This is a genomic window from Tsuneonella amylolytica (genome assembly GCF_003626915.1).
Taxonomy (GTDB): Bacteria; Pseudomonadota; Alphaproteobacteria; order Sphingomonadales; family Sphingomonadaceae; genus Tsuneonella; species Tsuneonella amylolytica.
This window is the reverse complement of the sequence record NZ_CP032570.1, coordinates 2,710,047-2,736,030: the sequence shown is the minus strand read 5'-3', so window position 1 is coordinate 2,736,030 and position 25,984 is coordinate 2,710,047. Positions and strand designations below refer to the sequence as shown.

General features: G+C 67.2%; 24 protein-coding genes and 2 tRNA genes. 15 read left to right on the top strand and 11 right to left on the bottom strand.

Annotated features, from left to right (window positions below):
• The first annotated feature begins 22 nt into the window (after positions 1 to 22).
• On the top strand, positions 23 to 997 hold the full coding sequence (locus D4766_RS13365) for an NAD(P)H-dependent flavin oxidoreductase (RefSeq protein ID WP_120717890.1): 975 nt from the start codon (positions 23 to 25) through the stop codon (positions 995 to 997).
• Between the two features lie 19 nt (positions 998 to 1,016).
• Here the strand turns inward: D4766_RS13365 and D4766_RS13360 are convergent, their stop codons facing one another.
• Both D4766_RS13360 and D4766_RS13355 read right to left on the bottom strand, forming a co-directional pair.
• A complete protein-coding gene (locus D4766_RS13360) occupies positions 1,017 to 1,733 on the bottom strand; it encodes a hypothetical protein (protein ID WP_162935779.1) in 717 nt (238 codons plus the stop codon).
• A gap of 159 nt (positions 1,734 to 1,892) precedes the next feature.
• A complete protein-coding gene (locus D4766_RS13355; protein WP_120717888.1) occupies positions 1,893 to 2,375 on the bottom strand; it encodes a flavodoxin family protein in 483 nt (160 codons plus the stop codon).
• An 81-nt stretch (positions 2,376 to 2,456) separates the two neighbouring features.
• Here D4766_RS13355 and recJ point away from each other — a divergent pair, with 81 nt between their 5' ends.
• The 10 genes from recJ to D4766_RS13305 all read left to right on the top strand — a co-directional run bounded on the left by recJ (position 2,457) and on the right by D4766_RS13305 (position 11,067).
• Complete coding sequence (gene recJ, locus D4766_RS13350) at positions 2,457 to 4,238, top strand: single-stranded-DNA-specific exonuclease RecJ (RefSeq protein ID WP_120717887.1); 1,782 nt, start codon at positions 2,457 to 2,459, stop codon at positions 4,236 to 4,238.
• An 83-nt stretch (positions 4,239 to 4,321) separates the two neighbouring features.
• A tRNA-Glu gene (locus D4766_RS13345) sits at positions 4,322 to 4,396 on the top strand.
• A gap of 39 nt (positions 4,397 to 4,435) precedes the next feature.
• A tRNA-Glu gene (locus D4766_RS13340) sits at positions 4,436 to 4,510 on the top strand.
• A gap of 85 nt (positions 4,511 to 4,595) precedes the next feature.
• Positions 4,596 to 5,792 carry a sensor histidine kinase gene (locus D4766_RS13335; RefSeq protein ID WP_120717886.1) on the top strand — a complete coding sequence of 399 codons (1,197 nt, stop codon included), beginning with the start codon at positions 4,596 to 4,598 and terminating at the stop codon, positions 5,790 to 5,792.
• A gap of 90 nt (positions 5,793 to 5,882) precedes the next feature.
• Positions 5,883 to 7,268: a phosphate ABC transporter permease subunit PstC gene (gene pstC, locus D4766_RS13330; protein ID WP_120717885.1), complete on the top strand. Its 1,386-nt coding sequence runs from the start codon at positions 5,883 to 5,885 to the stop codon at positions 7,266 to 7,268.
• Positions 7,261 to 8,529, top strand: a complete 1,269-nt coding sequence (pstA, locus tag D4766_RS13325) for a phosphate ABC transporter permease PstA (RefSeq protein WP_120717884.1) — start codon at positions 7,261 to 7,263, stop codon at positions 8,527 to 8,529. The genes pstC and pstA overlap by 8 nt, the downstream gene beginning before the upstream one ends.
• Entirely contained in the window at positions 8,526 to 9,314 is a 789-nt protein-coding gene (gene pstB, locus D4766_RS13320; protein ID WP_120718243.1) for a phosphate ABC transporter ATP-binding protein PstB, read from the top strand. Before pstA ends, pstB begins: the two co-directional genes overlap by 4 nt.
• Before the next feature lie 14 nt (positions 9,315 to 9,328).
• Positions 9,329 to 9,994 (top strand): phosphate signaling complex protein PhoU, encoded by a 666-nt coding sequence (gene phoU, locus D4766_RS13315; protein ID WP_120717883.1) that lies wholly within the window; start codon positions 9,329 to 9,331, stop codon positions 9,992 to 9,994.
• Between the two features lie 61 nt (positions 9,995 to 10,055).
• Positions 10,056 to 10,742, top strand: coding sequence for a phosphate regulon transcriptional regulator PhoB (gene phoB / locus D4766_RS13310; RefSeq protein ID WP_120717882.1), 687 nt, complete (start codon positions 10,056 to 10,058; stop codon positions 10,740 to 10,742).
• Positions 10,743 to 10,752: 10 nt separating this feature from the next.
• Positions 10,753 to 11,067 carry a hypothetical protein gene (locus tag D4766_RS13305; protein ID WP_120717881.1) on the top strand — a complete coding sequence of 105 codons (315 nt, stop codon included), beginning with the start codon at positions 10,753 to 10,755 and terminating at the stop codon, positions 11,065 to 11,067.
• Here the strand turns inward: D4766_RS13305 and D4766_RS13300 are convergent, their stop codons facing one another.
• The 6 genes from D4766_RS13300 to D4766_RS13280 all read right to left on the bottom strand — a co-directional run bounded on the left by D4766_RS13300 (position 11,068) and on the right by D4766_RS13280 (position 19,224).
• Positions 11,068 to 11,769, bottom strand: coding sequence for an extensin-like domain-containing protein (locus tag D4766_RS13300; RefSeq protein ID WP_120718242.1), 702 nt, complete (start codon positions 11,767 to 11,769; stop codon positions 11,068 to 11,070). It abuts the gene before it with no gap.
• 17 nt (positions 11,770 to 11,786) lie between these two features.
• Positions 11,787 to 12,422 carry a LysE family translocator gene (locus tag D4766_RS13295; protein ID WP_162935778.1) on the bottom strand — a complete coding sequence of 212 codons (636 nt, stop codon included), beginning with the start codon at positions 12,420 to 12,422 and terminating at the stop codon, positions 11,787 to 11,789.
• A 37-nt stretch (positions 12,423 to 12,459) separates the two neighbouring features.
• Positions 12,460 to 12,873, bottom strand: a complete 414-nt coding sequence (locus D4766_RS13895; protein ID WP_162935777.1) for a hypothetical protein — start codon at positions 12,871 to 12,873, stop codon at positions 12,460 to 12,462.
• 70 nt (positions 12,874 to 12,943) lie between these two features.
• On the bottom strand, positions 12,944 to 16,516 hold the full coding sequence (locus D4766_RS13290; protein WP_120717879.1) for an error-prone DNA polymerase: 3,573 nt from the start codon (positions 16,514 to 16,516) through the stop codon (positions 12,944 to 12,946).
• A 1-nt stretch (position 16,517) separates the two neighbouring features.
• Positions 16,518 to 17,969, bottom strand: coding sequence for a UdgX family uracil-DNA binding protein (locus D4766_RS13285; RefSeq protein ID WP_120717878.1), 1,452 nt, complete (start codon positions 17,967 to 17,969; stop codon positions 16,518 to 16,520).
• A 10-nt stretch (positions 17,970 to 17,979) separates the two neighbouring features.
• Entirely contained in the window at positions 17,980 to 19,224 is a 1,245-nt protein-coding gene (locus D4766_RS13280; RefSeq protein ID WP_120717877.1) for a putative DNA modification/repair radical SAM protein, read from the bottom strand.
• Between the two features lie 130 nt (positions 19,225 to 19,354).
• Here D4766_RS13280 and D4766_RS13275 point away from each other — a divergent pair, with 130 nt between their 5' ends.
• The 3 genes from D4766_RS13275 to D4766_RS13265 all read left to right on the top strand — a co-directional run bounded on the left by D4766_RS13275 (position 19,355) and on the right by D4766_RS13265 (position 21,363).
• Entirely contained in the window at positions 19,355 to 20,200 is an 846-nt protein-coding gene (locus D4766_RS13275; protein ID WP_120717876.1) for an alpha/beta fold hydrolase, read from the top strand.
• A 97-nt stretch (positions 20,201 to 20,297) separates the two neighbouring features.
• Positions 20,298 to 20,882 carry a PilZ domain-containing protein gene (locus D4766_RS13270; protein ID WP_162935776.1) on the top strand — a complete coding sequence of 195 codons (585 nt, stop codon included), beginning with the start codon at positions 20,298 to 20,300 and terminating at the stop codon, positions 20,880 to 20,882.
• Positions 20,883 to 20,928: 46 nt separating this feature from the next.
• Positions 20,929 to 21,363 carry a hypothetical protein gene (locus D4766_RS13265; protein WP_120717874.1) on the top strand — a complete coding sequence of 145 codons (435 nt, stop codon included), beginning with the start codon at positions 20,929 to 20,931 and terminating at the stop codon, positions 21,361 to 21,363.
• 1 nt (position 21,364) lies between these two features.
• Here the strand turns inward: D4766_RS13265 and D4766_RS13260 are convergent, their stop codons facing one another.
• Both D4766_RS13260 and D4766_RS14085 read right to left on the bottom strand, forming a co-directional pair.
• The gene (locus D4766_RS13260; protein WP_120717873.1) at positions 21,365 to 22,972 is read right to left on the bottom strand and encodes a DUF6504 family protein; all 1,608 of its coding nucleotides are present in this window, start codon (positions 22,970 to 22,972) and stop codon (positions 21,365 to 21,367) included.
• Complete coding sequence (locus tag D4766_RS14085; RefSeq protein WP_234024822.1) at positions 22,866 to 23,645, bottom strand: recA-like protein; 780 nt, start codon at positions 23,643 to 23,645, stop codon at positions 22,866 to 22,868. The genes D4766_RS13260 and D4766_RS14085 overlap by 107 nt, the downstream gene beginning before the upstream one ends.
• Before the next feature lie 89 nt (positions 23,646 to 23,734).
• Here D4766_RS14085 and D4766_RS13250 point away from each other — a divergent pair, with 89 nt between their 5' ends.
• On the top strand, positions 23,735 to 24,226 hold the full coding sequence (locus D4766_RS13250; protein WP_120717872.1) for a pyridoxamine 5'-phosphate oxidase family protein: 492 nt from the start codon (positions 23,735 to 23,737) through the stop codon (positions 24,224 to 24,226).
• Between the two features lie 70 nt (positions 24,227 to 24,296).
• Here the strand turns inward: D4766_RS13250 and D4766_RS13245 are convergent, their stop codons facing one another.
• A complete protein-coding gene (locus D4766_RS13245) occupies positions 24,297 to 25,874 on the bottom strand; it encodes an amino acid permease (protein ID WP_120717871.1) in 1,578 nt (525 codons plus the stop codon).
• Positions 25,875 to 25,984: the final 110 nt, after the last annotated feature.

The window sequence follows — 25,984 nt, the reverse complement described above, 5'->3', positions numbered from 1 at the left end:
CAAACCAAAACCGGAGCTGACGATGCCGACCACCCTGCCCGCCCCGTTCGACCGCCTGCGCCTGCCCGTGATCGGGTCGCCGCTGTTTATCGTCTCGGGCCCCGAACTGGTCATCGCGCAGTGCAAGGCGGGCATCGTCGGCAGCTTCCCGGCATTGAACGCGCGGCCCAGTGGCGTCCTCGACGAATGGCTCCACCGCATCACCGAGGAGCTGGCCGAACACAACCGCGCCAACCCCGACCGGCCCGCGGCGCCCTATGCGGTGAACCAGATCGTCCACCGCTCGAACAACCGGCTCGACGAGGACATGGCGGTCTGTGCCAAGTGGCAAGTGCCGATGGTGATTACCTCGCTGGGCGCGCAGGAGGATGTCTTCAAGGCGGTCGCCGGATGGGGCGGCATCACCCTCCACGACGTGATCAACGACCGCTTCGCGCACAAGGCGATCGAGAAGGGCGCGACCGGCCTCATCCCCGTCGCAGCCGGTGCGGGCGGGCATGCCGGAACGCTCAGCCCGTTCGCGATGCTGCAGGAAATCCGCACCTGGTTCGACGGGCTCGTCGCCCTGTCGGGCTCGATCGCGCACGGCCGTTCGGTGCTGGCCGCGCAGGCGATGGGGGCGGACTTCGCGTACATCGGGAGCCCCTGGATCGCCACCGAGGAAGCCAACGCCGACCAGCGCTACAAGGATGCGATCGTCGAGGCGAAGGCGGACGGCATCGTCTATTCGAACCTCTTCACCGGGGTGCACGGCAATTACCTGCGCAGCTCGATCGAAGCGAACGGGATGGATCCCGACAACCTTCCGGTCAGCGACCCCAGCAAGATGAACTTCGGCAGCGGCGGCAACACCGAGGCCAAGGCATGGAAGGACATCTGGGGCTCTGGCCAAGGCGTCGGCATGGTCGGCAAGGTCGAAAGCGTGGCGACCCGCGTCGACCGGCTCGAGGCCGAGTATCAGGCCGCCCTGTCGGAGCTCGCCGCCAAGACGCCGTAAGCAGGTAGCAGCCTCGCCCTCAACCGCGGCGAACCGCGATCACCGTGCCTCCGTCTGCGGGCTCGAGAATAAGGCGATCTTTGTAAGGGCTTACGATGGCTTCACTTGTCTTGAGGGGACCGCGTCCGATCAACTGGTCGATGAGATGCACACCGAGCCGGATCGCCGCGGCGCGGTCGTCGGCCAGCGGTCCCGTCAGGACAATTTCCTGTCCGGTGAACCATGCCAGACCTTCGCTGCAAAGCCGGTCGTTCTCGTCCGGCGCAAATGCGGTGAGACCAAGCGCCGGGAAAGCTCCGCCATCGAGCCATGCGCGGACGGTGGAAGCAAAGAAGGCGGGCCCGGAGACCGACCCCGCCGGCGACCAAGCGACGCCGCTTGCGGCCACGAGCCGCGCGCCGAGTTCGGCTGCAAGACCCGCCAACGTTCGCACGACCGGAATGGTCCGGGCCCCTGCCGCAATGTGCGGTCCCGGGCGCAGGGTTACCGCTTCCCACCCTTCCGAAGCAGCGTCGCCGGCGATGCCGAACCGGTGCCGCGGCGGCGCGAAGGTCGCGCCGTCACCGGGGGCAAGACCCTGCAGGTCGAAGGTCATTCCGTCGCGCAGTAGCTCGAGACCGTGCGGTACGCCGTCCACGACATCCAGTTCGTGGCTGGCGGATGCGCGGGGGATGGCCGTTACGGCCTCGGCCACGCCGAGCGCATCGGGGCGCGACCCGCGCGCGAACAGCAGCACGATCGCACCGGTTGCGGCACCGCTTGCCTGGTCGTCGCAGTCAGAAATGGGCGTGGTTCCGATGTACGCGGGTTGAGAAGAAAACCTGCCCCGAAACAACCGGTTCGTCGAGTCCTCCACAGGCCAGCGTATCCGGATCGGACACAAATCAGTGCGCGATCAGAACAGTCCCAGCGTCAGTCCTTCGGAAAGGGCCGCCCCGAGTTCGCGACATTCCTGCAATCGAGCGGGAGGCACGACCTTGTTCGCCATGATTTCGTCGGGACCTTGCGCTTCCGTTCCGACGATGACAGGTTCCGCCACCCGTCGCAGCCGCCACCCGGTCGCGATGCGATCGATCTGCCGCTGCGCCCCCTCGCCGTCGGAGCCTGCGGCAATCAGCGTTGCATACGCACGGCCTTCGATCCGCCCGAGCGCCGGGTAATAGCAGCGGTCGAACATCTCCTTCATCAGCCCGCTCATCGAAGCGAGGTTTTCCGGGCAGACGAAAAGATAACCGGCCGCGCCGAGCAGGTCGGCCGGTTCCACGGTGTCGCAACGCATCAGCCGCGCCCGATCGCCGGCACCGTCCGCAGCGGCACGTGCCATCGCCTCGGACGCTCCGGTGCGGCTGTACCAGACGATGAGGAGCGGGCGATTCATGCCTGCGAGGATCGCGGTGCCCTGTCGATTGTCAATGGCGCGCGGGTATGCGGCGAGGCGGCGGTCGGCTAGGCTGGCAGGATGGCAACCCAATCGCTCAGCCCGGTCTTCGGTGTCGCGCGCTCCCTGTCCGGCAAGGCCTGGCGGTGGCGCGGCGGCAATATGGAACTGGGCAATGCTACCGGCGCGATGGACGATGTCGTTACCCAGCTCCTGCTGTCGCGCGGTGTGGCGCGCGAGGACCTCGACCGCCACCGCTCGCCGACGTTGCGCGCATTCCTGCCCGATCCCAGCGTCTTTCGCGACATGGACGCGGCGGCGGAGCGGATCGCGCAGGCGGTCGTCAGCGGCGAGACCGTGACGGTCTACGGCGACTACGACGTCGACGGCGCGACCAGCGCGGCGCTGCTCGTCCGCCTGCTGCGCGATCTCGGCCATTCGGCCCGCTACTACATTCCGGACCGCCTGCTGGAAGGATACGGGCCGAGCGGCGAAGCCCTCGTCCGCCTCGCCGAAGAGGGGTCGAGCCTGATCGTCACCGTCGATTGCGGCGCGATGGCGCACGATGCGCTGGCACAGGCCCATGCTGCCGGTGTCGATGTGATCGTCGTCGATCACCACAAATGCAGCGCCGAGCTTCCGATCGCGGCCGCGCTGGTCAATCCCAATCGCCTGGACGAGAGTGACGAAGGCGCGACCCATGCCCATCTGGCCGCGGTCGGCGTCGCGTTCGTTTTGGCAGTAGCCGTGGTGCGGACCCTGCGCGCGCGCGGCTTCTTCGCGGGCGACCGGCGCGAACCCGACCTGATGGCGCTGCTCGATCTCGTGGCGCTGGGCACGGTGGCGGATGTCGCTCAGATCCGCGGCCTGAACCGCGCCTTCGTCGCGCAGGGTCTCAAGGTCATGGCGCGCCGGGCCAATACCGGCATGGCGGCCCTCATCGATGCGAGCCGACTGAAGCGCGCGCCGGCCTGCAGCGATCTCGGCTTCGCGCTCGGCCCGCGCATCAACGCCGGCGGCCGCGTCGGCGAATCGACGCTGGGCGTGCGCCTCTTGACGACCGACGATCCGGACGAGGCTGCCGACATCGCCGCGCAGTTGTCGCAGCTCAACGACGAGCGCCGCGCGATCGAAACCGAGGTGCAGGCTGCGGCCGAGGCCATGCTCGAAGGCCAGCACAACCGGGCGGTGCATGTGTTGTCGGGTCGTGGCTGGCACCCGGGCGTGATCGGCATCGTCGCGGGCCGGATCAAGGAGAAGACCGGCAAGCCTTCGCTGATCGTCGCGCTCGACGGCGACACCGGCAAGGGATCCGGGCGCTCGATCGCCGGTGTCGACCTGGGTGCGGCGATTATCGCGGCGCGCGAGGAAGGCCTGCTGGTCGCCGGCGGCGGACACGCCATGGCCGCCGGTCTCACCGTCGAGGCGGGCAAGATGGCCGCCCTCGCCGACTGGCTCGATTCGCGCCTCGGCGCGGCGGTGGCGCGCGCCAAGGAGGGCGAAACAATGCCTCTCGATCTGGCGCTGGCGCCCGGTGGGCTGACCCCCGATCTCGTCGAGGCACTCGATGCGGCAGGTCCCTTCGGCATGGGATGGCCGGGGCCGCGCGTCGCAATCGGCCCGGTACGGCTGGTCAAGGCCGACGTCGTGGGCGCCGACCATGTACGCGCCATCGCGGCCGGAAACGACGGGCGCAGTTTCAAGGCCATCGCCTTCCGCGCGGCCGAAACTCCGCTCGGACAGGCACTTCTGCATGGATCGCGCGGACGCAGCCTGTGGCTGGCAGGCCGCGCAAAGATCGACGACTGGGGCGACCGTCCACAAGCCGAACTGCACCTCGAGGATGCTGCCTGGGCCGATTGATCGGGCGGCGGTCCCGCTTGCGTTCACCCGAGGCTTGACCGCGCCCGCGACCGCCCCTAAGTGCGCGCCTCGCCTCCCGAGGCGGCCCCTTCGTCTAGCGGTTAGGACGCGGCCCTTTCACGGCTGAAACACGGGTTCGATTCCCGTAGGGGTCACCACCGGGGGCGTGCCATTCGGCATGGCATCGCCCATGGCATGGCCCCTTCGTCTAGCGGTCAGGACGCGGCCCTCTCACGGCTGAAACACGGGTTCGATTCCCGTAGGGGTCACCACCTTCCCATCGCCGGCTTCCCGTCGTTTGTGACAGGTGCGCAAGAGACTGGCGTGTGCCTCATTGCATCGCTAGGGCCGCGCGCGATGGAGCCCCGCCGCCCCCTCCCCCTTCCGGGCATCGCGCTCGCGGTCGTTGGCGCCCTGGGCATGCTCATCCTCGGCGAACAGCCGTGGCTGGCGCTGGCCGTGCTACTTCTCTGGTTCGGATCGCTCTGGCTCGCCATCGCTGAGCCACCCCCGATCGCGCCCGTCGACCCCAATCCAGGGTTCAGCCGCGATTCGATGGGCGAACTCATCGAACACTCCGGCACGCCGTTGTTGCTGACCGAAAAAGGGCGAATCGCGATCGCCAACCAGGCGGCCCGCGAGGTGCTGGGCTCCCATATCCTAGGCCAGGATGTCCGCGTGGCGCTGCGACACCCCGCCGCGGTCGCCCTGATCGACAAGCCCCGCCCCGACGCCACCATCGTCAAAGGTCTCGCTCGCCGCAACGACATCTGGCGTGTCAGCCGCCAGCCGCTCACGCGCGACATGGCGGTGATCGAACTCATCAACCATACCGCCGAGGCCGACATCGGCCGGGCGCATACCGACTTCGTGGCGAATGCCAGTCACGAACTGCGTACCCCGCTTGCCTCGATCATTGGATATGCCGAGACGCTGGCCGAGGAGAACGGGTCGGGCGACCCGGCCATGCGCGAGCGGTTCCTGGGCACGATCCTGCGCGAATCGCGGCGCCTGAAAGGGCTGGTCGACGATCTGATGTCGCTCTCCCGCATCGAGGCGGAGAAGCACGACCAGCCGTCGGACGAAATAGACCTGGCACCGCTGGTCGAACGAGCCGCGCGCGATGCCGCCGGAGCCGAGAGGACCGGGCGGCTGGTTCTCGAAACGGAACCCGGTCTCGTTGTGCGGGGCGATGCGCAGCAGCTCGAGCAGCTCGTCCGCAACCTCGTCGACAACGGACTCAAGTACGGGGCGGAAACCGGCAACGTCCTCGTCACTCTGGCCCTGGGGCAAAAGGATACCGCCCGGCTGACCGTTGCGGACGAAGGCGAAGGCATCCCGGCAGAGCATCTGCCGCACCTCACGCGCCGATTCTATCGGACCGATCCCGGCCGCAGCCGCGCATCGGGCGGAACGGGTCTGGGCCTCGCGATCGTGAAGCATATCGTGGAGCGTCACCGCGGCAGGCTCGACATCGAGAGCGCTGTAGGCGAAGGCACGACAGTGGCGGTCCGCATTCCGCTGCACACGAGCGACAGCGAAGGGTTGTCATGAACCTGTCATGCAAACTACGCATCGGCGCACTGTCGATGCGCGCTTCCGCGGCGATTCCCGTTCACGACCGAAGTTCCGAACCCTGATTTCATGTCCGCCTCGCTTCTCCTTCTGCTGACGATCGGGCTCGCGCTCGCGGGATGGCTCGCCGGCCGTGCGCGTGCCTGGAGCTTCCGCTCGGCAAACGGCGCGCAGCGGCTGGCGGCGTTGCCGAACTATCATGGGTGGTACGTGGCGCTGTGGATCGCGGTGCCGCTTCTCGTCTTTCTCGCTCTGTGGAGCGCGTTCGCTCCCGGCCTGGTTACGCAGGCAGTGCTCACCGATCCAGCCGCAGCGAACCTCCCTGCGTTCGACTTCCAGCGGAACGCTATCCTGGCGCAGGCGCGCGCCGTCGCGACCGGCGCGTCGGGGATGGTCTCGCATCCCGATGCCGCCGCATTGGTCGAGCCATACCGGGCGGCGATCGCCCGCTTTCGCCTGATCGGGATCCTGGCGACCCTCGGTATCGCCGTCGCGGCGGGGGCATTCGCGTTCCTGAGGCTGAAGCCGCAATTCACCGCGCGCACGAAAGTGGAGCGGATCGTGCTCGCGATCCTGCTGCTAGCCTCGCTGGTCGCCATCCTGACCACGCTCGGCATCCTCGCCAGCCTCGTGTTCGAGACGGTCCGGTTCTTCGGCATGATCTCGCCGATCGACTTCCTGTTCGGCACCCACTGGGCACCCGATCCGATGGCCGCCGCCGAATCCGCCGACGGCACACGATACGGGGCGATCCCGTTGTTCTGGGGCACGATCTTCATCGGCGCGATCATCGCGATGATCGTCGCCATCCCGCTCGGGTTGATGAGCGCGATCTACCTCACCCAGTATGCCAAGCCTTCGTACCGCAAATGGCTGAAGCCGGCGCTGGAGATTCTCGCGGGCGTGCCGACGGTGGTCTACGGCTATTTCGCCGCACTGACCGTTGCGCCGGCGATCCGCGATGCCGCCCAATCGCTGGGTGTCGCCAACGCCAGTTCGGAAAGCGCTCTCGCGGCGGGTCTGGTAATGGGCGTGATGATCATCCCCTTCGTATCCTCGATGGCCGACGACAGCATCGCCGCCGTGCCGCAGGCGATGCGCGACGGTAGCCTGGCGATGGGCGCCACCAAGTCGGAGACGATCCGCCGCGTCCTGATCCCCGCCGCTCTGCCGGGTATCGTCGCGGGCGTCATGCTCGCGGTCAGCCGGGCCATCGGCGAAACGATGATCGTGGTGATGGCCGCTTCGACGGCCGCCAACCTCAGCGCCAACCCGCTCGATTCGATGACGACCGTTACCGTCCAGATCGTCGCGATGTTGACCGGCGAAGGCAGCTTCGACCATCCCGCCACGCTCAGCGCTTTCGCGCTCGGGTTCGTCCTTTTCCTCGTGACGCTGGCGCTGAATTTCGTCGCCTTGCGCGTCGTCAAGCGGTTCCGCGAAGCTTATGAGTGACGCCGCCCCCCTCCCCCCTTCGCGCACGCCGACCCGTACGCCCGCGTTCGAAGCTCGGCTGAAGAAGCGGTACCGCGCCGAAAAGCGTTTCAAGTGGCTCGGCCTCGGCGCCATTCTGGTGTCGGTCGCCGTGCTGCTGTTCCTGTTGACGACGATGGTCGTCAACGGCGCCAGCGGTTTCCAGCGCGCCGAGGTCCAAGTCCCGATCGATTTCACGCAGGCAGGTCTCAGCATCGACCCGACCGCCTCCGACCAGGCCGAGATCATGCGCAGTCTCGAAGGTCAGGGTCTGCCACAGGTCGTCGAATTCTTCGCGGCCAAGTCGCTCGGCGAACAGGCCGCGTCCGAACTGTCGGGCGATGCGTGGCGCGAAGTGGGCACGGCGATCATCGACGATCCATCGCTCCTCCGCCGGACCGAGACGCTGGCCCTTCCCGCAGGGTCCGATCTTGCCGCCGGCCTCGACGGCGAAGGCTCGCCGCAGGACCGCGCACTCGCGGCCCAACTGAAAAACGACGGCAAGCTGAAGCGCGCGTTCGATCCGGGCTTCCTGTCCCGTTCCGATGCGACCGATCCGCAGGCCGTCGGCATTTGGGGCGCGCTGAAGGGTTCGATGCTGACGATGTTCGTCACGCTGCTGCTCGCCTTCCCGATCGGTGTTCTGGCCGCGCTCTATCTGGAGGAATACGCGCCAAAGAACCGCTGGACCGACCTTATCGAGGTATCGATCAACAACCTCGCCGCGGTGCCTTCGATCATCTTCGGCCTGCTGGGGCTCGCGGTATTCCTGTGGATCTTCCCGAACCTGCGATCCGCCCCGCTGATCGGCGGCATGACCCTGGCGTTGATGACGATGCCGGTCATCGTCATCGCGGGCCGCAACGCGATCAAGGCGGTACCGCCCAGCATCCGCGACGGCGCGCTGGCCATCGGCGCAAGCCCGGTGCAGGTCGTGTTCCACCACGTCCTGCCGCTTGCCCTGCCCGGCATCCTGACCGGCACGATCATCGGCATGGCCCGCGCGCTGGGCGAGACCGCGCCGCTCCTGATGATCGGCATGCGCGCATTCGTCGCCACACCGCCCAGCGGCTTCACCTCGCCGGCGACGGTTCTGCCGGTGCAGATTTTCCTGTGGTCCGACGAAATCGACCGCGGCTTCGTCGCGCGCACATCCGCGGCGATTATCGTGCTACTGCTGTTCCTGCTCGTGATGAACGGGCTCGCAATCTACCTGCGCAACAAGTTCGAGAAAACGTGGTGACCGTAGTCCATCAGAACCTAGAAAAGACCGACGCGAAAATCCGCGCGACCGATGTGTCGGTGTTCTACGGCGCGAAGCAGGCGATCAAGAACGTCTCGATCGACATTCCGTCGAAGTACGTCACCGCCTTCATCGGCCCGTCGGGCTGCGGCAAGTCGACCTTCCTGCGCACGCTTAACCGCATGAACGACACGATCCCTTCCGCCCGGGTGGAAGGGACGATCGAGCTCGACGGGGAGGATATCTACCGGTCGAAGATGGACGTCGTGCAACTGCGCGCACGGGTGGGCATGGTGTTCCAGAAGCCCAATCCATTCCCCAAGACGATCTACGAGAACATCGCCTACGGTCCGCGCATCCACGGCCTGGCCGAAGGGAAGGCGGAACTCGACGCAATCGTCGAACGGTCGCTGCGCCGCGCGGGTTTGTGGGAAGAGGTCAAGGACCGCCTGACTGACAGCGGCACCGCGCTGTCGGGCGGCCAGCAGCAGCGCCTGTGCATCGCGCGCGCCATCGCGGTCGACCCTGAGGTCATCCTGATGGACGAACCCTGCTCCGCGCTCGACCCCATAGCGACGGCGAAGATCGAGGAACTGATCGACGAACTGCGCGGCAACTACGCGATCGTCATCGTCACCCACTCGATGCAGCAGGCCGCGCGGGTCAGCCAGCGGACCGCGTTCTTTCACCTTGGCGACATGGTGGAATACGGGCGGACGTCGGACATCTTCACCAATCCGTTCGAAACCCGGACAAAGGATTACATCACCGGCCGCTACGGCTGAGGGACGACAGGCACATGGAACATACGGTCAAGGCATTCGACGAGGACATCACCCGGCTGCGCGGTCTCATCGCCGAGATGGGCGGCATGGCGGAGCTCGCGGTCCAGAACGCAATGGACGCGCTCGTAACCGGCGACGACGCGCTGGCCGACCGGATCGTGGCCGACGACAAGAAGATCGACGCGATCGAATCGGAAGTGGACAAGCTGGCGGTGCGCATCATCGCGCTGCGTGCGCCCATGGCCGACGACCTGCGCGAAGTGATCGCCGCGCTGAAGATCGCCGGTGTGGTCGAGCGCATCGGCGACTACTCGAAGGCCATCGCCAAGGCTGCGCGCAAGATCGAGGACCGCAAGAAGTTCGGCCCCCTCACGCTGGTCCCCGCAATGGGTGAGCTTGCCGCCGAGATGGTCCACGACGTCCTGACCGCCTACGCCGCTCGCGATGCGGACCTCGCCCGCGAAGTCATCGCCGCCGACGCCAAGGTCGACAACTTCTACGAATCGATCTTTCGCAATCTCGTGAGCCACATGGTCGAGAACCCCTCGACCATCAGCTCTGCCGCGCAGTTGCTGTTCGTTGCCCGCAACATCGAACGCATCGGCGACCATGCGACCAACGTCGCCGAAATGGTCTACTTTGCCGCCACCGGTTCGTATCCGGCCGATGTCGACGATTGACGGTAAGGGCGACGCATTGTGGTCGTGAAAGCGTAACATTCCGGGTGTCTGGTAACGCTCGATGACCGCCGCAAAGCTCCTTCTCGTCGAAGACGATCCCGCGCTCGCAGAGCTGCTCGAATACCGGTTCGCCAACGAGGGCTACGCGGTTCGCGCCACGTCCGACGGCGACGAGGCGCTGCTCCTGGCCGCAGAAGAGCTGCCCGACGTCATCATCCTCGACTGGATGATCGAAGGCACGAGCGGAATTGAAGTCTGCCGCCGCCTGCGCCGGGACAAATCGACGGCGCACGTGCCGATCATCATGCTCACCGCGCGCGAGACCGAGGACGACAAGATCCGCGGGCTGGAAACCGGCGCCGACGACTACCTGACCAAACCGTTCTCTCCGCGCGAGCTCCTCGCCCGCGTCGCCGCCGTCTTGCGCCGAATTCGCCCCGCGCTCGCCGGCGAAAGCATCGCGGTCGGCGAACTGTCGCTCGACCCGGTGGCCCACCGCGTCACCCGGCGTGGACAGGCCCTGCACCTTGGCCCCACCGAGTACCGCCTCCTGAAGTTCCTGATGGAAAGCCCGGGCCGGGTGTTCAGCCGCGGCCAGTTGCTCGACGGCGTGTGGGGCACCGAAAGCGAGATCGAGCTGCGCACGGTCGACGTCCACATTCGCCGCCTGCGCCAGGCGATCGCGATCGACGGAGCGAAGGACCCGATCCGCACCGTCCGCAGCGCCGGTTATTCGCTGGAAGGATGATCGCGCAGGTTTGCTCGGCCGGGATGTCGTGCGCGTAAACCCGCTCGCCCTCGTGGCGCTGCTCGTCCTCGCCTTCGCCGCCGGCCTGGGCATCGCGCAATTCATCGGCCGCGAGGCAGCTGCCCCGGATTTGCGCGACACTGACCGGATCGAACGCGACCGCCGGGCGGTGTTCTCGCCCAGGGTCCGCCGCGATCCGTTCTTCGTGCAGGAACAAAGGAAGGGCGTGGAGGCGATGGAAGCGCACTGCCGCGAAACCGGCGAGATGTGTCCCGAGTCACGTGCTGCGCGCGAATCGTTCGAGCGCCTTCTCGCGGATGGCTAGCTAGCGACAGACGCCGCCGAAACCCCGCGCCTGCTGGTCGAGATGCAAGTGGTCGCGGTGCGCGGCGTTGTAGTCAGGGCTGAGGACGGTGCCGAACGACTGGCAGGCGCCGTCGCGTACACGGCGAAGGAAGATCGCTTCGGCATCGTCGCCCTCCCAATCCCGCAGCACCGACACGCGCCGCCCGTCCTCGAGGACGAAGCCGGCGATGTCGATGGCGTTCCCGGTCGCGTGCTCGCTCCAAGGGCCGCTGTCGCGACCGTACAGACGCCGGCAGGAATAAGCACCGTAGTGCTCGATGCGGGCGACGGGCGACCCCAGTTCCTCCGCCGCCGGCCGGACCGAGCGGTCCAGCCACAACTCCAGCCCCGCCGCGACCACGCAGGTCGTCGGCGGCCGACCGGGAGCGAGCGGATAGTCGCTGAGAACCGTCCGGTCGGGCCGCGCGCATGCTCCTTCGCCGGCTGGATCGAGGGCACGGAATGCGACGTCGCTGCGCTCCAGCACCGCGCGACATTCCGCCGGGTTGCCACGCAAGTCGGCAATCTTGCGCGCGGTCGCCCATCCCGGCGGATCGCGCAGATCGAGCGGGGCCCACGGATTGCTCTCGGGATGCGCATCGAGCCAGCCCTTCCCGGCCAGCAGCACCGCCGCGGCTACCAGCGCGAGCAAGGCAAGGTTGTCGAACGGCGAAAATCGCATGCGAGGGAGCCGGCGGCTCATCGCAGCAACATGTCGGCAAGAATTCCCACGGCGATCAACAAGTAGGTCGCACCGACGGCAATGTCGACACGGCGGCGGATGCGGGGTTCGTGCATCCGTCCGGCCAGCCTGTTGCCCGCCGCGATGTAGGCAGCACCGACGCCGACGTCGATCGCGAGGCCCGTGATGGCGAGGACGCCGATCTGGGGCACGATTGCCGCGTCCGGGTCGATGAACGGTGGAAGCAGCGCGACCATGTAGACGAGCGACTTGGGATTGCTGATCGCGACGAGAATGCCGTCGCGGAACGCTGCCTTGGAAGGACGTGCCGTTCGCGCTCCATCAGCGATGTCCCGTCCCGCCGCCAGCGCATGCCGCAGCGCCGCAATGCCGAGCCAGGCGAGGTAGGCTGCCCCTCCGATTGCGAGAGCGGTGAAGGCCAGCGGGAACGCCGCCGCCAATGTGCCGAGGCCCAGCGCGGCGAGAACCCACCAGACGATGTACCCCACCTGCATGCCTGCCAGCGCGGCCGCCCCGCCGCGCCATCCGCGCCCCACGGTCTGCGCCATGACGAACAGCATCGACAGACCCGGCACCAGGCTGGTGACAGCGGTCATCGCAGCGAAAGCGGCAAGGCGCTCGGGGTCGATCACGCGGTCGAGGCGGACGACAGCAGCTCGGAACGCGCAATCAGCGCGGCTGCAGGGGTGCGGGTTCTTCCCATCCCGTCGCCGGTGTCCACGCAAAAGCGAGCGGCACGGCGCAGCTGCTTCCGGCAACGGTGGCCGTAACCAGCCCGCCTTCGCGATTGTAGCGGAAGGGGATGTAATAGTCCTGCCAACGTCCGTACGCATCGGCACGGACAGCTCGGACGATCGGCTTCATGTCGCCGTTGGATATGGTGAGAACGGCACGCTCCCCCGGGACGAGGCCCCGGGCGGAGATCACGGTGTACTTGCCGTTGGTCCCGACTTCGCCCGTGCAGTCCCCGCCTTTGAAAGCGGCGACCCTCCACCAGCCACGTTCGAGAACGATGGGATCGTAGGCAGCCGCGGCGGTGGCGGACAGCGAGAGCACGGCGGCGGCGGCGGTCAGGATGCGCATGGGCCGTCGGTACCACCTTGTGTGCCTCAATGCACTCGCCCCTTCCCCGCCGCCCCGGATCGAGACGTCGTCAATGGAAGTCGCGGCTCGGCGGCAGGGGCATCAGCTTCGGCACGATGCGCGTGTCGCGAGGATGGCCGTGGAACCCGCACTCGCGGTTGTTGGCGGGCGGCGGCTCCCACGGTTCCACCGGCGGTTTTTGGTAAGGGTCGTCGGCCCCGGTCCGCAGGTCGTCGCGGGGGTTGAGCTTGCTGGGAAGCGGATTGTTGCAATGATCCGCCCGCGCGATCGGGGCTTTCAGCAAATCGTCGCTGAGGCGGTGGAGTTCGTGCGTCGCGTCGGTCATGTGGCTCGCGATCACGTGGATCACCTCGTCGTCGTATTCGACCCGGCCGCGCACTTCCATCAGGCGGCTGCCCATCACGACCTTGCGCTGCTTCTCCTTGAGGTCGGGCCAGACGACGAGGTTGATGACCCCTGTCTCGTCCTCCAGCGTGATGAAGCATACGCCCTTGGCGCTGCCGGGCCGCTGGCGGATCAGCACCACGCCGGCGACCTGCACCATGGACCGGAACTTGCGCGCGCGCAGGTCGCAGGCGCGCACGAAACCGCGTTCGGCGAGGCTGGCGCGCAGGAAGGCCATCGGGTGAGCCTTCAGACTGAGGCGGGTGGTCTGGTAGTCGGCGACGACTTCTTCGGACAGTGGCATCCGGGGAAGCGCGGTAGGTCGGGCTTCCCGGCCTTCGTCGCGCGCTTCGACGTGGGCGAACAGCGGCAGGTCCGGCCCACCCACCAGGCTGCGCGCATCCCACAGCGCCTGCCGCCGCGGAAGGTGGATCGACTGGAAGGCGTCGGCGCTGGCGAGCCGCTCGATATGCGCGGGCGACAGTCCGGCACGGTCGCGAAGGGCGGACACGCTGTCGAAGGCCCCGCGCTCCCCCCGCTCGGCCAGGAGCCGTGCGGCTACGTGGGCCGGCAAGCCGTCGATCTGTCGCAGGCCGAGGCGTAGCGCAACATGACGGTCGAGGCGGCCGCGATCGGTATCGGCGCTGTCCTGCCGCCCGCGAGCTTCCCCCATGACTTCGAGCGTGCAATCCCAGTCCGACGCGTTGACGTCGGTGGGCAGCACCGTGACGCCATGCTCCGCGGCGTCGCGAACGATCTGCGCCGGGGCGTAGAAGCCCATCGGCTGCGAATTGAGCAGGGCGCATCCGAACGCCGCGGGGAAATGGCATTTCAGCCAGCTCGACACGTAGACGAGGTGCGCGAAGCTCGCCGCGTGGCTTTCGGGGAAGCCGTACTCGCCGAAGCCGCGGATCTGGTTGAAGCAGCGCTGGCTGAATTCGCGGTCGTAGCCGCGATGGACCATCCGTTCGACCATCATGTCCTGCAGTTCGTCGACCATGCCGCGGCTGCGGAAGGTCGCCATCGCCTTCCTCAGCCGGTTCGCCTCGGCGCTGGAGAACTTGGCCGCGTCGAGCGCGATCTTCATCGCCTGTTCCTGGAAGATCGGCACGCCCAGCGTCCGTTCGAGGATGCTGCTGAGTTCGTCCGGCGGGCCGTGTTCGGGCGCAGGCGCCGGGATCACCACCTGTTCCGCCCCGCGCCGCCGCTTCAGGTAAGGGTGCACCATGTCTCCCTGAATCGGCCCGGGGCGGACGATGGCGACCTGAATCACGAGGTCATAGAATTCGCGCGGGCGCAAGCGGGGCAGCATGTTCATCTGCGCCCGGCTTTCCACCTGGAATACGCCGAGCGAATCCCCCTTGCGTAGCATCGCATAGGTTTCGGGATCCTCGCGCGGAACGGTCGCCAACGTGAGCGTGCGTTCGTGCGTATTTTCAAGCAGATCGAGGCATTTCCTGATGCAGGTCAGCATGCCCAGCGCGAGCACGTCGACCTTGAGGATGCCCAGCGCCTCGATATCGTCCTTGTCCCATTCGATGAAGCTGCGGTCCGGCATCGCCCCGTTGCCGATCGGCACGGTTTCGGTCAGCGGTCCATCGGTAAGGATGAACCCGCCCACGTGCTGGCTGAGATGCCTTGGCATCCCAATCATTTGCTCTGTCAGCTTGAGAACACGCCTCAAGTGGGGGTCCGTCACGTCCATGCCCGTCTCGGCGACATGGGCCTCGCCGATCTCCTTGCCCCACCCGCCCCACACGGTGCGGGCGAGCGCGCTGGTCACGTCCTCCGACAGACCCATCGCCTTGCCGACCTCGCGGATCGCCATGCGCGGGCGATAGTGGATCACGGTGGCACACAGCCCCGCGCGCTCTCGCCCGTACTGGCGATAGATGTGCTGGATCACCTCTTCGCGCCGCTCGTGTTCGAAGTCGACGTCGATGTCGGGCGGCTCCTTGCGCTCTTCGGAGATGAAGCGGTCGAACAGCAGCGCATGCTTGGCGGGATCGACGCTGGTGATGCCGAGGCAATAGCAGACCGCCGAGTTCGCCGCCGAGCCGCGCCCCTGGCACAGGATCGGGGGATCGACCCCGCGCGCGTAGTCCACGATGTCCTTGATGGTCAGGAAATATCGGGCAAGGTCGAGCTTCCCGATAAGCACGAGTTCGCGTTCGATCGTATTAGCAACCGTATCCGGTAAACCCCCGGGATAACGCCATTTCGCGCCTTTCCACGTCTCGGTTTCGAGGAAGGCTTGCGGCGTCATGCCGTCGGGATAGATCTCCTGCGGATACTCGTACTGCAGTTCGTCGAGCGAGAAATCGCAGGCGTCGGCCACCTCCCGCGCGGCGGCGATGGCGTGCGGCCAGCGGGCGAACAGAGCCTGCATCTCGGCCGGCGACTTGAGGTGCCGTTCAGCATTGCCGAACAGCAGGTGTCCGGCCTCGGCCACCGTGGTCTTGTGCCGGATCGCGACCATCACGTCCTGCAACGGGCGGCGTTCGGGTGTGTGGTAGTGCACGTCGTTCGTGGCGAGCAGGGCCAAGCCATGCTCCTTCGCCAGCGCATCGAGCCTATCGATCCGCGCGATGTCGTCGCCCGCGTTGAGATAGCTTGCGGCAATGTGACGAAGCGTGGGAAGACCCGCCGACAAGTGCCCGACAAGTTGCAGGAATTGCCCGCCGACCGCATCCTGGACCTGCTCGCGCTCCAGCGTGACGACGTTGCTTGCCCAGGCCGGGACGACGAACCGCGCCGACAGGTCGCCTGGCGGCAGGAGCACCAGTTGCACCCCTTCGGCATGCCCGGCCAGCATGGCGAGGTCGATGTCGCACGCTCCCTTGACCTGCCATTCGCCATCGAGCGTCCGCATGCGGCCTGCGCTGATGAGCCTGCACAGACGGCCATAGGCGGCACGGTCCGTCGGATAGGCGAGGAAGGCAAGGCCCTCGACCGTCTCGATGCGGCAGCCGATCACGGGCCGCATCTTCAGCGTCTTTGCCTCGGTATGGACCCGCACCACGCCGGCCATGGAATTGGCGTCGGCGATCCCGATCGCATCGTAGCCCAGCGCATGGGCGGTCAGCACCATGTCCACCGCATCCGAAGCACCGCGCAGGAAGCTGAAATTGCTGACGAGCCCCAGCTCGACGAACGGCGCGCGCGGCGGCGCGGCTACCGCAGACGGATCGTCGAGTTCGATCCGCCGGCGCGGGATAAGGAGATCGTTCTCGGGCATGTCATCCGGCGAGTTCCGCCAGCCGCTCCTTCACCGCGGCGAGATCGGCATCGAACAGGCGCGACTGTTCTTCCTGCGCCGCACCGTCGAGGCGCAGCAGGTAGCTGGGATGCGCGGTCACCCACAGTTCGCTGCCGTCCTCCAGCGCGATCGGGGCACCCCGCGCCTTGGTGATGCTCACCGTCTTGCCGAGCATCCCGCGCGCCGCGCTCGCGCCCATCGCGAGGATCAGTCTAGGCTGCACGATCGCCCGCTCCCCCTCCACCCACCAGCGGCAGGTGTCGATCTCCTTGGCGGTCGGCGACTGGTGCAGCCGCCGCTTGCCCCGGTTGACGAACTTGAAGTGCTTGACCGCGTTGGTGATGTAGGCACTGCGACGGTCGATCCCGGCGCGTTCCAGATGCCGGTCGAGCAATTGCCCGGCGGGTCCCACGAAGGGGCGGCCCGCCAGGTCCTCCTGGTCGCCCGGCTGTTCGCCCACGATCATCAGACCCGAAAAACCCTTGGCGTAATCCTGCGGCCCCTCGCCCATCATCGCATGGTTGTCGAGCTGGCCGATCGGACACTTGCGACAGGCATGGATCGCCTTGTCGATCGCCTCGAGCGTGTCGGGCCGTTCCTCGAACTCCAGCGTACCGGCGGCGACCATCTGCGACTCCCGCGATTGCGCCCCGGCGACCAGCTCGGGAATGAGCGCCGCCTCGGGCATGTTCTTCCAATATTTGCGAGGCATCTCCTTGAGCATGGCCCCGATCTTCAAACGCGCGGGATTGAAGATCGATGCATAATACTTGCGCCACAAATCCTCGGTCGCGTCGCCCTGAGGCGCGTCGCTGCGCTGCGCGGGCGGGCCCTCTTCCAGCACCCGCCCGTCCCAGTGGAGCGATCCGCTGGGCGTCAGGATCGACCACTTCATGTTGGCGAACCGGCGCACGAAAAACCCGGCGTTCGTGCGCAGGATGTGGTGCTCGGGCTCGAACCAGGCGACGTAATGCTCTTCCCCGTCCGCTTCCCCTTCGACGAGGCGGAAGCGGACGAAGGCGCGCATCTTGTGGATGTCGCGCCGCACGGTGCGCGCCAGTTCGTCGAGCTTGCGAACCTCGGGATCGGCGCCGTCTTCCAACAGCCGCGGATTGGCCTGCAACCGCCACAGCAGGCGGTAGAGCAGCGCGAAGCGTTCGGGATCGGAATGGCAGATCGCGCTCTTGGCGAGATTCACGAACGCCTTGCTCGCACGGACCGGCGGGGCATCGGCGGCGGGCACGGGAATGCGCCGGTCGCCGTGGCTGAACAGGCTACCCGATCCGCCCGGTTCGACCCACGCCACCCGGTCGGGCGGCACGTCGCACTGCACCAGCCCGCGTGCCCGTTCGCGCCAGAAGTCGAAATCGTCCGCTTCGGGCAAGGCAACGACGTAGTACGTACCGAGCTTGACGTGCTGGAGGGAAGTCACGCCCGCCCCCTCACGCCGCGAACAGCTCGAGCTGCTCCTGCTTGGGCGCGAGCAGTGCGCGCAGATCCGCGCGGTCGGTGAGCAATACCGGGCGCCAGTCGGCGGTCACGATGAACGGGCGGACCTTGGCGATCGAGACGGTGAGCTTGGCGACATCCTCCAGCCGCATCGTCCGGTGCCGGCGGCTGGCGAGAATACGCCCCACCGCCCGTACGCCGAGCCCGGGCACGCGGAGCAGTTCTTCCTTGCTCGCCCGATTGATGTCGACCGGAAACCGCTCGCGAAACTTCAGCGCCCAGGCGAGCTTGGGGTCGATGTCGAGCGGCAGGTTGCCGTCGGCCTCGGTCGCCTGCATCACCTCGCCCGGCTGGTAGCCGTAGAACCGCATCAGCCAGTCGGACTGGTACAGCCGATGCTCGCGGATCAGCGGCGGGCGCTTCAGCGGCAGCACCGCGCTCGCATCGGGGATGGGGCTGAACGCGCTGTAATAGACGCGGCGCAGGCGGAAGTTGTCGTAGAGGCGGCTGGCCTTGCCCACGATGTCGGCATCGGTCGCCGCATCGGCCCCGACGATCATCTGCGTCGACTGGCCGGCGGGGGCGAACCGCGGCGCGTGCTTGAACCGCTTCCGGTTGTCCTTCGCCTCGACGATGTCGGCCTTCACCCCGGCCATCGCCCCTTCGATCTGGCGCGCGCTTTTGTCCGGCGCCAGACGCGTCAGGCCGGCATCGGTCGGCAGTTCGACGTTGATTGAGACGCGGTCGGCATAGAGCCCGGCCTGATGCACGAGCTCGGGGTCGGCTTCCGGAATGGTCTTGAGGTGGATATAGCCGCGAAAATCGTGCTCCTCACGCAGGATGCGCGCGACCTCGACCAGCTGCTCCATCGTATGGTTCGAGCTCTTGACGATGCCCGACGAAAGAAACAGCCCCTCGATATAATTGCGCCGGTAGAAGCTCAGCGTCAGGTCTACGACCTCCTGCGGCGTGAACCGTGCGCGGCGCACGTTCGAACTCTTGCGGTTCACGCAATAGTGGCAGTCGAACACACAATGATTGGTCAGCAGGATCTTGAGCAGGCTGATGCACCGGCCATCGGGCGCGTAGGCATGGCAGATGCCCATGCCCTCGGTCGAACCGATCCCCTTGCCACCGGCGCTGTTGCGCTTGGCCGTACCGGACGACGCGCACGAGGCATCGTACTTTGCCGCGTCGGCGAGAATCTCCAGCTTCTCGATGGTGGTCTGCGCGCCCATTCGTTCCTTATATGTTCTTATACCGGATTCGCCAAGGGGTAACTCTGGTGCGTGGTAGCGGCGATTACCCCGAAGGAACGGCGGCGGGCCTCTGCGGTTTCCCGAACACACCATACGAAAAGGAAAACCAATGCCGTACGCCACCACCAAGGACGGAACGAAGCTGCGCTGGAAGGAACTCGGCGAAGGGCGTCCGGTCGTCCTGATCCACGGTTGGCCGCTTAGCGCCGACAGCTGGGATCCGATCATGATGGCGCTGGCGGACAGCGGTTACCGCGCTATCGCCTACGACCGGCGCGGCTTCGGTCATTCGGACCATGCGCCCACCGGCTACGACTACGACACCTTCGCCGACGATCTTGCCGACGTGATGAAGGAAACGGGTGCCGAGACCGACGTCGCACTCGTCGGTTTCTCGATGGGCGGCGGCGAGATCGCCCGCTACATGAGCCGGCATGGCGGCAAGGGCGTAAGCCGGGCCGTCCTCGTCAGTTCGGTCGTACCGTACATGCTCAAGACCGACGACAACCCCGACGGCGTGCCGCAGTCGACTTTCGACCAGATGACCGACGGCATGAAAAAGGACTTCCGCCACTTCTTCACGGGCTTCTTCGAGGATTTCTACGGCGACGGCATCCTGACCGACAAGGTGAGCCAGGAAGAAAAGGACTGGGCATGGATGACCGCCATGCACGCCAGCCAGTATGCCACGCTGCAATCGGCGGCGGCCTTCGCCACCACCGATTTCCGCCCCGACCTGCCGCATTTCAAGGTGCCGACACTCGTCATTCACGGGACCAAGGACGTGACCGTGCCGATAGACGCGACGGGCCGCGCGGTGGCCGAAGCGGTGCCGAGCGCGACGCTCATCGAGTACGACGGCGAACCGCACGCGGTGTTCGCAACGCAGACCGACCGGCTTGCCAACGACCTCGTCGTTTTCCTCGGCCAGAACAGCGGCTCGCAACCCGCCTGAGGCACTGGCCAATCGAGCGGGCGCGCTGCGAAAGTGGCGCGCCCGTTTACCATATCCGGGCACCGCGAATTCACCGCATTGGCGGAAGTCTGCCGCCGTGTCCGAACCGCTCCGCATCGCCGACGACGTTGCCCATGCGGATCGCCGGGCCTCGCGCCGCATCAGGGTCACCTGCCCGGCCACGCTGCAGACGATGACCACGATGACCGAGGGCATTCTCGGCGACATCTCCGAGACCGGCGCCCGGTTCGAGGCTGCCGAGCCGCCCGGCAAGGGCGCGACCGCCGTTCTGAAGTGGGGTGCGCACGAGGCGGTCTGCACGATCATCTGGCACGACGACGGCGCGTGCGGGGTGTGGTTCAAGACGCCGCTGGCCCCCGAACTGGTCGCCGAGACGGCCGCGCTCGACCGGGTGCTCGAACTGCCGATCGCCAGCGTCGGCAACATCACCCAGGGGCGCAAGCGCTCGATGAGTTTTCTCAAGCGCGCCCCGGATGGCGAAGGCGAGGCCGCACCTTCGTCGGCGGACGCCATATCCGAAAGCGAACCATGCCTCCCCGTGGCCGAGAATGGTTCCGGTTTCGGGCGGGCGGGCGGACTGGGCACGCCATCCACCGGCCAGACTCAGACCCTGGCCGGCCTGTTCGCACGGTATCGCCGCACGGGATCGCTGGAACGCTGATGTAATTTCGGCGGCGTTTTCTATGTTGCCCCCAAGGGGAGAACGGATGACGATCTTCGTTGCAATGATGCTCGGCGCGGTGCTCCTGATGCGCACGGCGCCGAACCTTCCCGTATCGCGCGCGCTGCACGACCTGCTTGCGGTACGGCCGGCTGCCTGGATTCTCCGGCGCAGCCGCATCGAGATGATGGCGTGGGCGATCGCGACCGGCATCCTTCTGCTGGGCGGAGAGTACGTGCTCGTTCTCGGCGGACCTCATGCCGTGATGGCCTTCGCCGTCGATCTGGCCGTTTACGTGGATGCCTTCGTCGCGGTCACGACGCTCGCGGCCGCTGCGCGCGTCCAGGCCGGTACGCGGTGGTTGGGTCTGCGCAAGGGCCGCGGTGCACGTCCGCGAACCAAACGTAGCGCGAGCAGGAAGACTTCGCGGCGGCCCGCGAACGACGAAGAGGACCGACCGGCGTTCCTGCGCGCGGCGTGACTTACGCGCACAGCCCCTGCAGGAACCAGTCGGGCACCCCGCCCCGGCCATCGCCCAACAGGCCGGCGCGGTAGATCCAGTAGCGGCGACCGGCCTGGTCCTCGATCCGGTAGTAATCACGCAGGCGAGCCGATCCCTTTTCGCGCCACCATTCCGGCGCGATCCGCTCCGGCCCCTCGACCCGAACCACCTCGTGCACCTCGCCCCGCCAGCGGAAGCGCTGGGGGTAGCCGTCGGGACTGGCGTAGAGCACCGCGATCGCCTCGGGCCGGTCGAGCAGCTTCAGGGGGCGCGCGTGAAAGGCGAGTTCGCCCTGCGCCGCCGGTTCGGGTTCGAGCGGTGGCTGCCAGCGCTGCGCGCGTTCGGGGATGTGACTGGCGTGGAGCACCGGCTTCGTCACCGCCCGCGGGCCGAGGCGGACGGTCAGCCGGTCGATGCAAGCGGCCAGCGACGTGCCATGCTCTTCGGCCGCCGCCTCGATATCCGCCTGCGCCAGTGCAAGCGGCTCGGCCCAGCTCGCCCGCAGGCGCACCGTCTCGATCCCGAAGCCCGCATCGACGTCGTCGAGCTTCGCCGAGAACAGCCGGACGATGTGCGCCGCCTCGCGCGTGGCGGCGGCCATCTCGAGCCGGCGAATCACCACCTCGCCGTCGACCCGCCACAGGCCGAGTTCGAGCCGGCGTGCGCCCTGCCCCTTGCCTTCCAGCTCGCGCGCAATGTCGGCGGCAAGGTCGCCCAGCACCTGGTCGAGGAGGTCGCGGTGGCGGATCGGCTCCATCAGGCGGCGCTGAACGAGCGGCATCTCCTGCGGGACCACCGGCAGCAGCGGCTCGGGCACCCGGCCCAGCAGCTGGTCGAGGCGGATCAGCGGGTTCGCGGCTGGCGACTTGCGGTTGCGGAAACGGCGGTGGAGGGCATCGCGCCCCGCGTGCTCGCCGAACCGCGCGGTCAGATCGCCGATCCGCTTGAGCCCGAGGCGGCGCAGCACCGTGAGCACGTCCTGATCGAGCCGCAGCGCGGCGACGGGCAGGTCGTGAAGCGCGCTTTCGACATCCCCCCCTCCGGGCAGGATCGGCGCCCCGTTTCCGTAGTGTGCCAGCGCCCACGCCGCCCCGGCTGTCGGCGCGATGGCAAGGCGGACGGCCAGCCCGCGCCGTGCGAAACGGTCGCGCGCATCGGCCAGCAGCCGCGCCTCGCCGCCGAACAGATGGGCGACCGCGGTCACGTCGACCAGCAGGCCGTCGGGCGCGTCCATTGCGCTCCACGGGCCCCAGCGCAACGCCCATACCGCCAGCTTTTCGAGGAAGTCGTACGTTCCCGCCGGATCGCTGGGCGCGACGGCGAGTTCGGGACACAGCGCGCGCGCATCGGCCAGCATCATGCCGCTGCGCGCGCCGCCCGCGAGACCCGCGGCGTTGGCCGCGTCGATCCGGGGGCCGTGCGCGGTTTCGGTGATCAGCGCTGTCGGTGCGGCATCGGCGCCCTCCCCCGGCGCCAGGCCTTCAGACAGCCGCCAGCGATCGATCGCCAGCCGCGAAAGCCAGACCGAGAGGATACGGCGGCCTGTCTGCGGCGGCGAAAGGATCGGCGACGAGACCGGATGGGTCATCGCGCAGGGTCCATGTACCGGGGGGATGCGCACGGGCGCGGAAGAGTTCGGCCTGCCAGGCGGGCGTGCCGGGGGCGTCGGCGTTCCACCGCGGACGCGGCGACGGCGCGGCGCGCACGTCCCAGCGCATGCGCGCCGAGGACAGGTCGCGGCGCGCGTCGAGGCGGACGAGCCACAGCGGGACCCCGTGCTTTTCGGCCGTCAGCGTCAGCCGGCGCGAGGCGGTGAAGTCGAGCGCACGCGGATTGCCCGCGATCTCGCCGATCACCGCGCAGATTTCGCGGCATCGCAACCCTTCCTCCAGTGCGAACAGCGCGTCTTCCGGCTTGTCGCAGGCGACGTGGATCAGCCGGTGGCGGAAGCCGGGCGGCAGGCCTGGGCGATAGGGCCGCCCGCCCCGCCTCAACGCCTCCCGGTCCTGTACCCACAGCAGCGACCTACGGTCCTCGGCCTCGGTACCGGGGACGAGATCGGCGGCGGCCAGCGCGTCGGCCGCCAGGGCCAGCGCAGCGGCCGCACCGCTCGCTTCGCGGGTTCCGGCGAACACCTCGCTGTGATGCGGGTGCGCCGCTGCCGACCCCGGTCGCCAGCGCGGAGCGCGGGAGGACAGGTGGGCGAGTTCGGAGGCCTGCAGCAGCGCGTTCGGGGAAGTCATGGCGGGAAAACGACTCATCTGTTCTTCTTATGTTCCCACGCCGGTCGATTCGCAATGGCGGAACCGCACCCTTCCCCCGCCGTTCCGAAACCGAAGGAGACGAACCCATGCATCACAACCAGCCCGCCGCCGATCCCGACAAGTTGAAAAAGGAATTCTGGAAGGCGCTCGCCGACTCGCCTTTCCTGTTCCTCCAGAAGACCGGTCGCAGCGACACCGCCGTCCCGATGAGCGCGCAGCTCGACAAGGACGCCAACAGCGAGATCTGGTTCTTCAGTCACAAGAACAGCGACTTCGCCGATCTCGGCCCGGTGACCGCCATCTTCGAAGGCAAGGGTCACGACATGTTCGCCCGTTTCGACGGCACCCTTTCGGTCGAAACCAGCCAGGAGCGGTTCGACCAGTTCTGGAACAACTTCGTCGAAGCCTGGTACGACGGCGGCAAGGACGATCCGGACCTGCTGTTCCTGCGCATGGACCTCGGCACCGCCGAAATCTGGAACGGCGATATCGGCCTGCTCAACACCGCCAAGATGGCGCTCGGCATGTACGTCGAGCCGGAAGCGGAAGAGCAGCACGTGAAGGATACGGCGCTCTAGAAACAGGCATCGCACAGAAGAAGGGCCGCCCCTCGCGAGAGGAGCGGCCCTTTCCTTTGGTCGGAACCGATCAGCTCTTGGGCGGATCGATCGGAATCATCGTCTCCTCGCCGCCGATGTCGTCCACGACCTCCACAATGCCGCGGCCGAGGTGGCTGCGGTTGCGGCTGTAGAGGAAATACACGACCAGCCCGATCGCGCCCCAGATGGGGAGGACGAGGATCGCGATCAGCGGCAGGTTGAGATAGAGGAACAGGCATCCCGCCATCGTTAGCGGCGCCACGATCCACACGCCCGGCAGGCGGAAGGCGCGCTTGCGCTCCGGATCCTTCTTGCGCAGCACCATCACTGCCACGGCGACCATGAAGAACGCGTACAGCGTACCCGCATTGGCATAGTCCGCCAGCAGGCCCACCGGCATGAACGCGGCACCAAGCGCCACGACCAGACCGGTGAACAGCGTCACCACGTGGGGCGTCTTCCACTTCGGATGCACCCGGCTCAGAACTTCGGGAAGCAGGCCGTCGCGGCTCATTACGAAGAAGATGCGGGTCTGCGCGAAGATCAGGACGAGGATGACCGACGGCAGCGCCAGGAACGCCGCGATGCCGAGCATGTTGCCGATGCCCGAGAAGCCGATCTGACGCAGTACGTGGGCCAGCGCCTCGTTCGAACAGACGAGCGCGTCGGCATACTGCGGCATCGCGCACTGGCGGGCCAGTTCTGCCGATCCGGCCGGGAACGGAATGCCATCCGGCCCCATGATCGGCTGACCGCCGATGGTGCCGATCGCGCCCGCGGCAACCAGGATGTAGAACACGGTGCAGAACAGCAGCGACCCGATCAGGCCGAACGGAACGTTCTTCTGCGGATTCTTGGTTTCCTCGGCCGCGGTGGAAACCGCGTCGAAGCCGACATAGGCGAAGAAGATCGTCGCCGCCGCGCCAACCGCGCCGAGCCCGGTGCCGAAGCCGCCGAACACGCCGGCGGGCAGGAAGGGGTTGAACTTCGCGGAATCGAATTCGGGGCTCGTCAGCGTCAGCGCCACGAAGGCGGTCAGCGCCGCGACCTTGATCGCGACGAGGATCGCATTGACCTTCGCGCTTTCGCTGGTGCCGATCATCAGCAGCCAGGTCACGAGCATCGCGATCACGAGCGCCGGCAGGTTGATGAACCCGCCCGGCGCGCCGCCCAATGCGAGCGGACCCGCGGCTAGCCACGGCGGCAGCGTTATCCCGAAGAATTCGTTGAGAATCGTCCCCGAGAAATAGCCCGACCAGCCGACCGAGACCGCGCTCGCGGCGACCGCGTATTCGAGGATCAGCGCCCAACCCACGGTCCACGCCAGGAACTCGCCGACCGAGGCATAGCTATAGGTATAGGCCGATCCCGCGACCGGGATCATCGCCGCGACTTCGGCATAGCAGAGCGCCGCGACGATGCAGACCGCACCGGCGATAGCGAACGCCAGCATGAGGCCCGGGCCCGCCTTCTGCGCGCCGGCCGACGTCAGCACGAAAATGCCGGTACCGATGATGCAGCCGATGCCGAACAGCATGAGCTGGAACCCGCCCAGCGTCCGCTTCAGCGATTTCTTCTCCGCCGTCGCCAATATGGCGTCGAGCGGCTTGACGCGGTCTAACAACATGTGACCCGTTTCCCTCTTGTCAGGCGGCCGTCCGCGGCCTGCCTCCCTCAATGGCGCGGGAAGCTAACGGACAATCGCGGCATGGCAAGCCGTAATGTCCGCCCTTTCCC

What these genes read in the sequence shown, in the direction of transcription:
- D4766_RS13365 (WP_120717890.1), top strand. Translation starts at nt 23, where the DNA reads ATGCCGACCACCCTGCCCGCCCCGTTCGACCGCCTGCGCCTGCCCGTG.
- D4766_RS13355 (WP_120717888.1), bottom strand. Translation starts at nt 2,375, where the DNA reads ATGAATCGCCCGCTCCTCATCGTCTGGTACAGCCGCACCGGAGCGTCC.
- recJ (WP_120717887.1), top strand. Translation starts at nt 2,457, where the DNA reads ATGGCAACCCAATCGCTCAGCCCGGTCTTCGGTGTCGCGCGCTCCCTG.
- D4766_RS13335 (WP_120717886.1), top strand. Translation starts at nt 4,596, where the DNA reads ATGGAGCCCCGCCGCCCCCTCCCCCTTCCGGGCATCGCGCTCGCGGTC.
- pstC (WP_120717885.1), top strand. Translation starts at nt 5,883, where the DNA reads ATGTCCGCCTCGCTTCTCCTTCTGCTGACGATCGGGCTCGCGCTCGCG.
- pstA (WP_120717884.1), top strand. Translation starts at nt 7,261, where the DNA reads ATGAGTGACGCCGCCCCCCTCCCCCCTTCGCGCACGCCGACCCGTACG.
- phoU (WP_120717883.1), top strand. Translation starts at nt 9,329, where the DNA reads ATGGAACATACGGTCAAGGCATTCGACGAGGACATCACCCGGCTGCGC.
- phoB (WP_120717882.1), top strand. Translation starts at nt 10,056, where the DNA reads ATGACCGCCGCAAAGCTCCTTCTCGTCGAAGACGATCCCGCGCTCGCA.
- D4766_RS13300 (WP_120718242.1), bottom strand. Translation starts at nt 11,769, where the DNA reads ATGCGATTTTCGCCGTTCGACAACCTTGCCTTGCTCGCGCTGGTAGCC.
- D4766_RS13895 (WP_162935777.1), bottom strand. Translation starts at nt 12,873, where the DNA reads ATGCGCATCCTGACCGCCGCCGCCGCCGTGCTCTCGCTGTCCGCCACC.
- D4766_RS13290 (WP_120717879.1), bottom strand. Translation starts at nt 16,516, where the DNA reads ATGCCCGAGAACGATCTCCTTATCCCGCGCCGGCGGATCGAACTCGAC.
- D4766_RS13280 (WP_120717877.1), bottom strand. Translation starts at nt 19,224, where the DNA reads ATGGGCGCGCAGACCACCATCGAGAAGCTGGAGATTCTCGCCGACGCG.
- D4766_RS13275 (WP_120717876.1), top strand. Translation starts at nt 19,355, where the DNA reads ATGCCGTACGCCACCACCAAGGACGGAACGAAGCTGCGCTGGAAGGAA.
- D4766_RS13265 (WP_120717874.1), top strand. Translation starts at nt 20,929, where the DNA reads ATGACGATCTTCGTTGCAATGATGCTCGGCGCGGTGCTCCTGATGCGC.
- D4766_RS13260 (WP_120717873.1), bottom strand. Translation starts at nt 22,972, where the DNA reads ATGACCCATCCGGTCTCGTCGCCGATCCTTTCGCCGCCGCAGACAGGC.
- D4766_RS14085 (WP_234024822.1), bottom strand. Translation starts at nt 23,645, where the DNA reads ATGAGTCGTTTTCCCGCCATGACTTCCCCGAACGCGCTGCTGCAGGCC.
- D4766_RS13250 (WP_120717872.1), top strand. Translation starts at nt 23,735, where the DNA reads ATGCATCACAACCAGCCCGCCGCCGATCCCGACAAGTTGAAAAAGGAA.
- D4766_RS13245 (WP_120717871.1), bottom strand. Translation starts at nt 25,874, where the DNA reads ATGTTGTTAGACCGCGTCAAGCCGCTCGACGCCATATTGGCGACGGCG.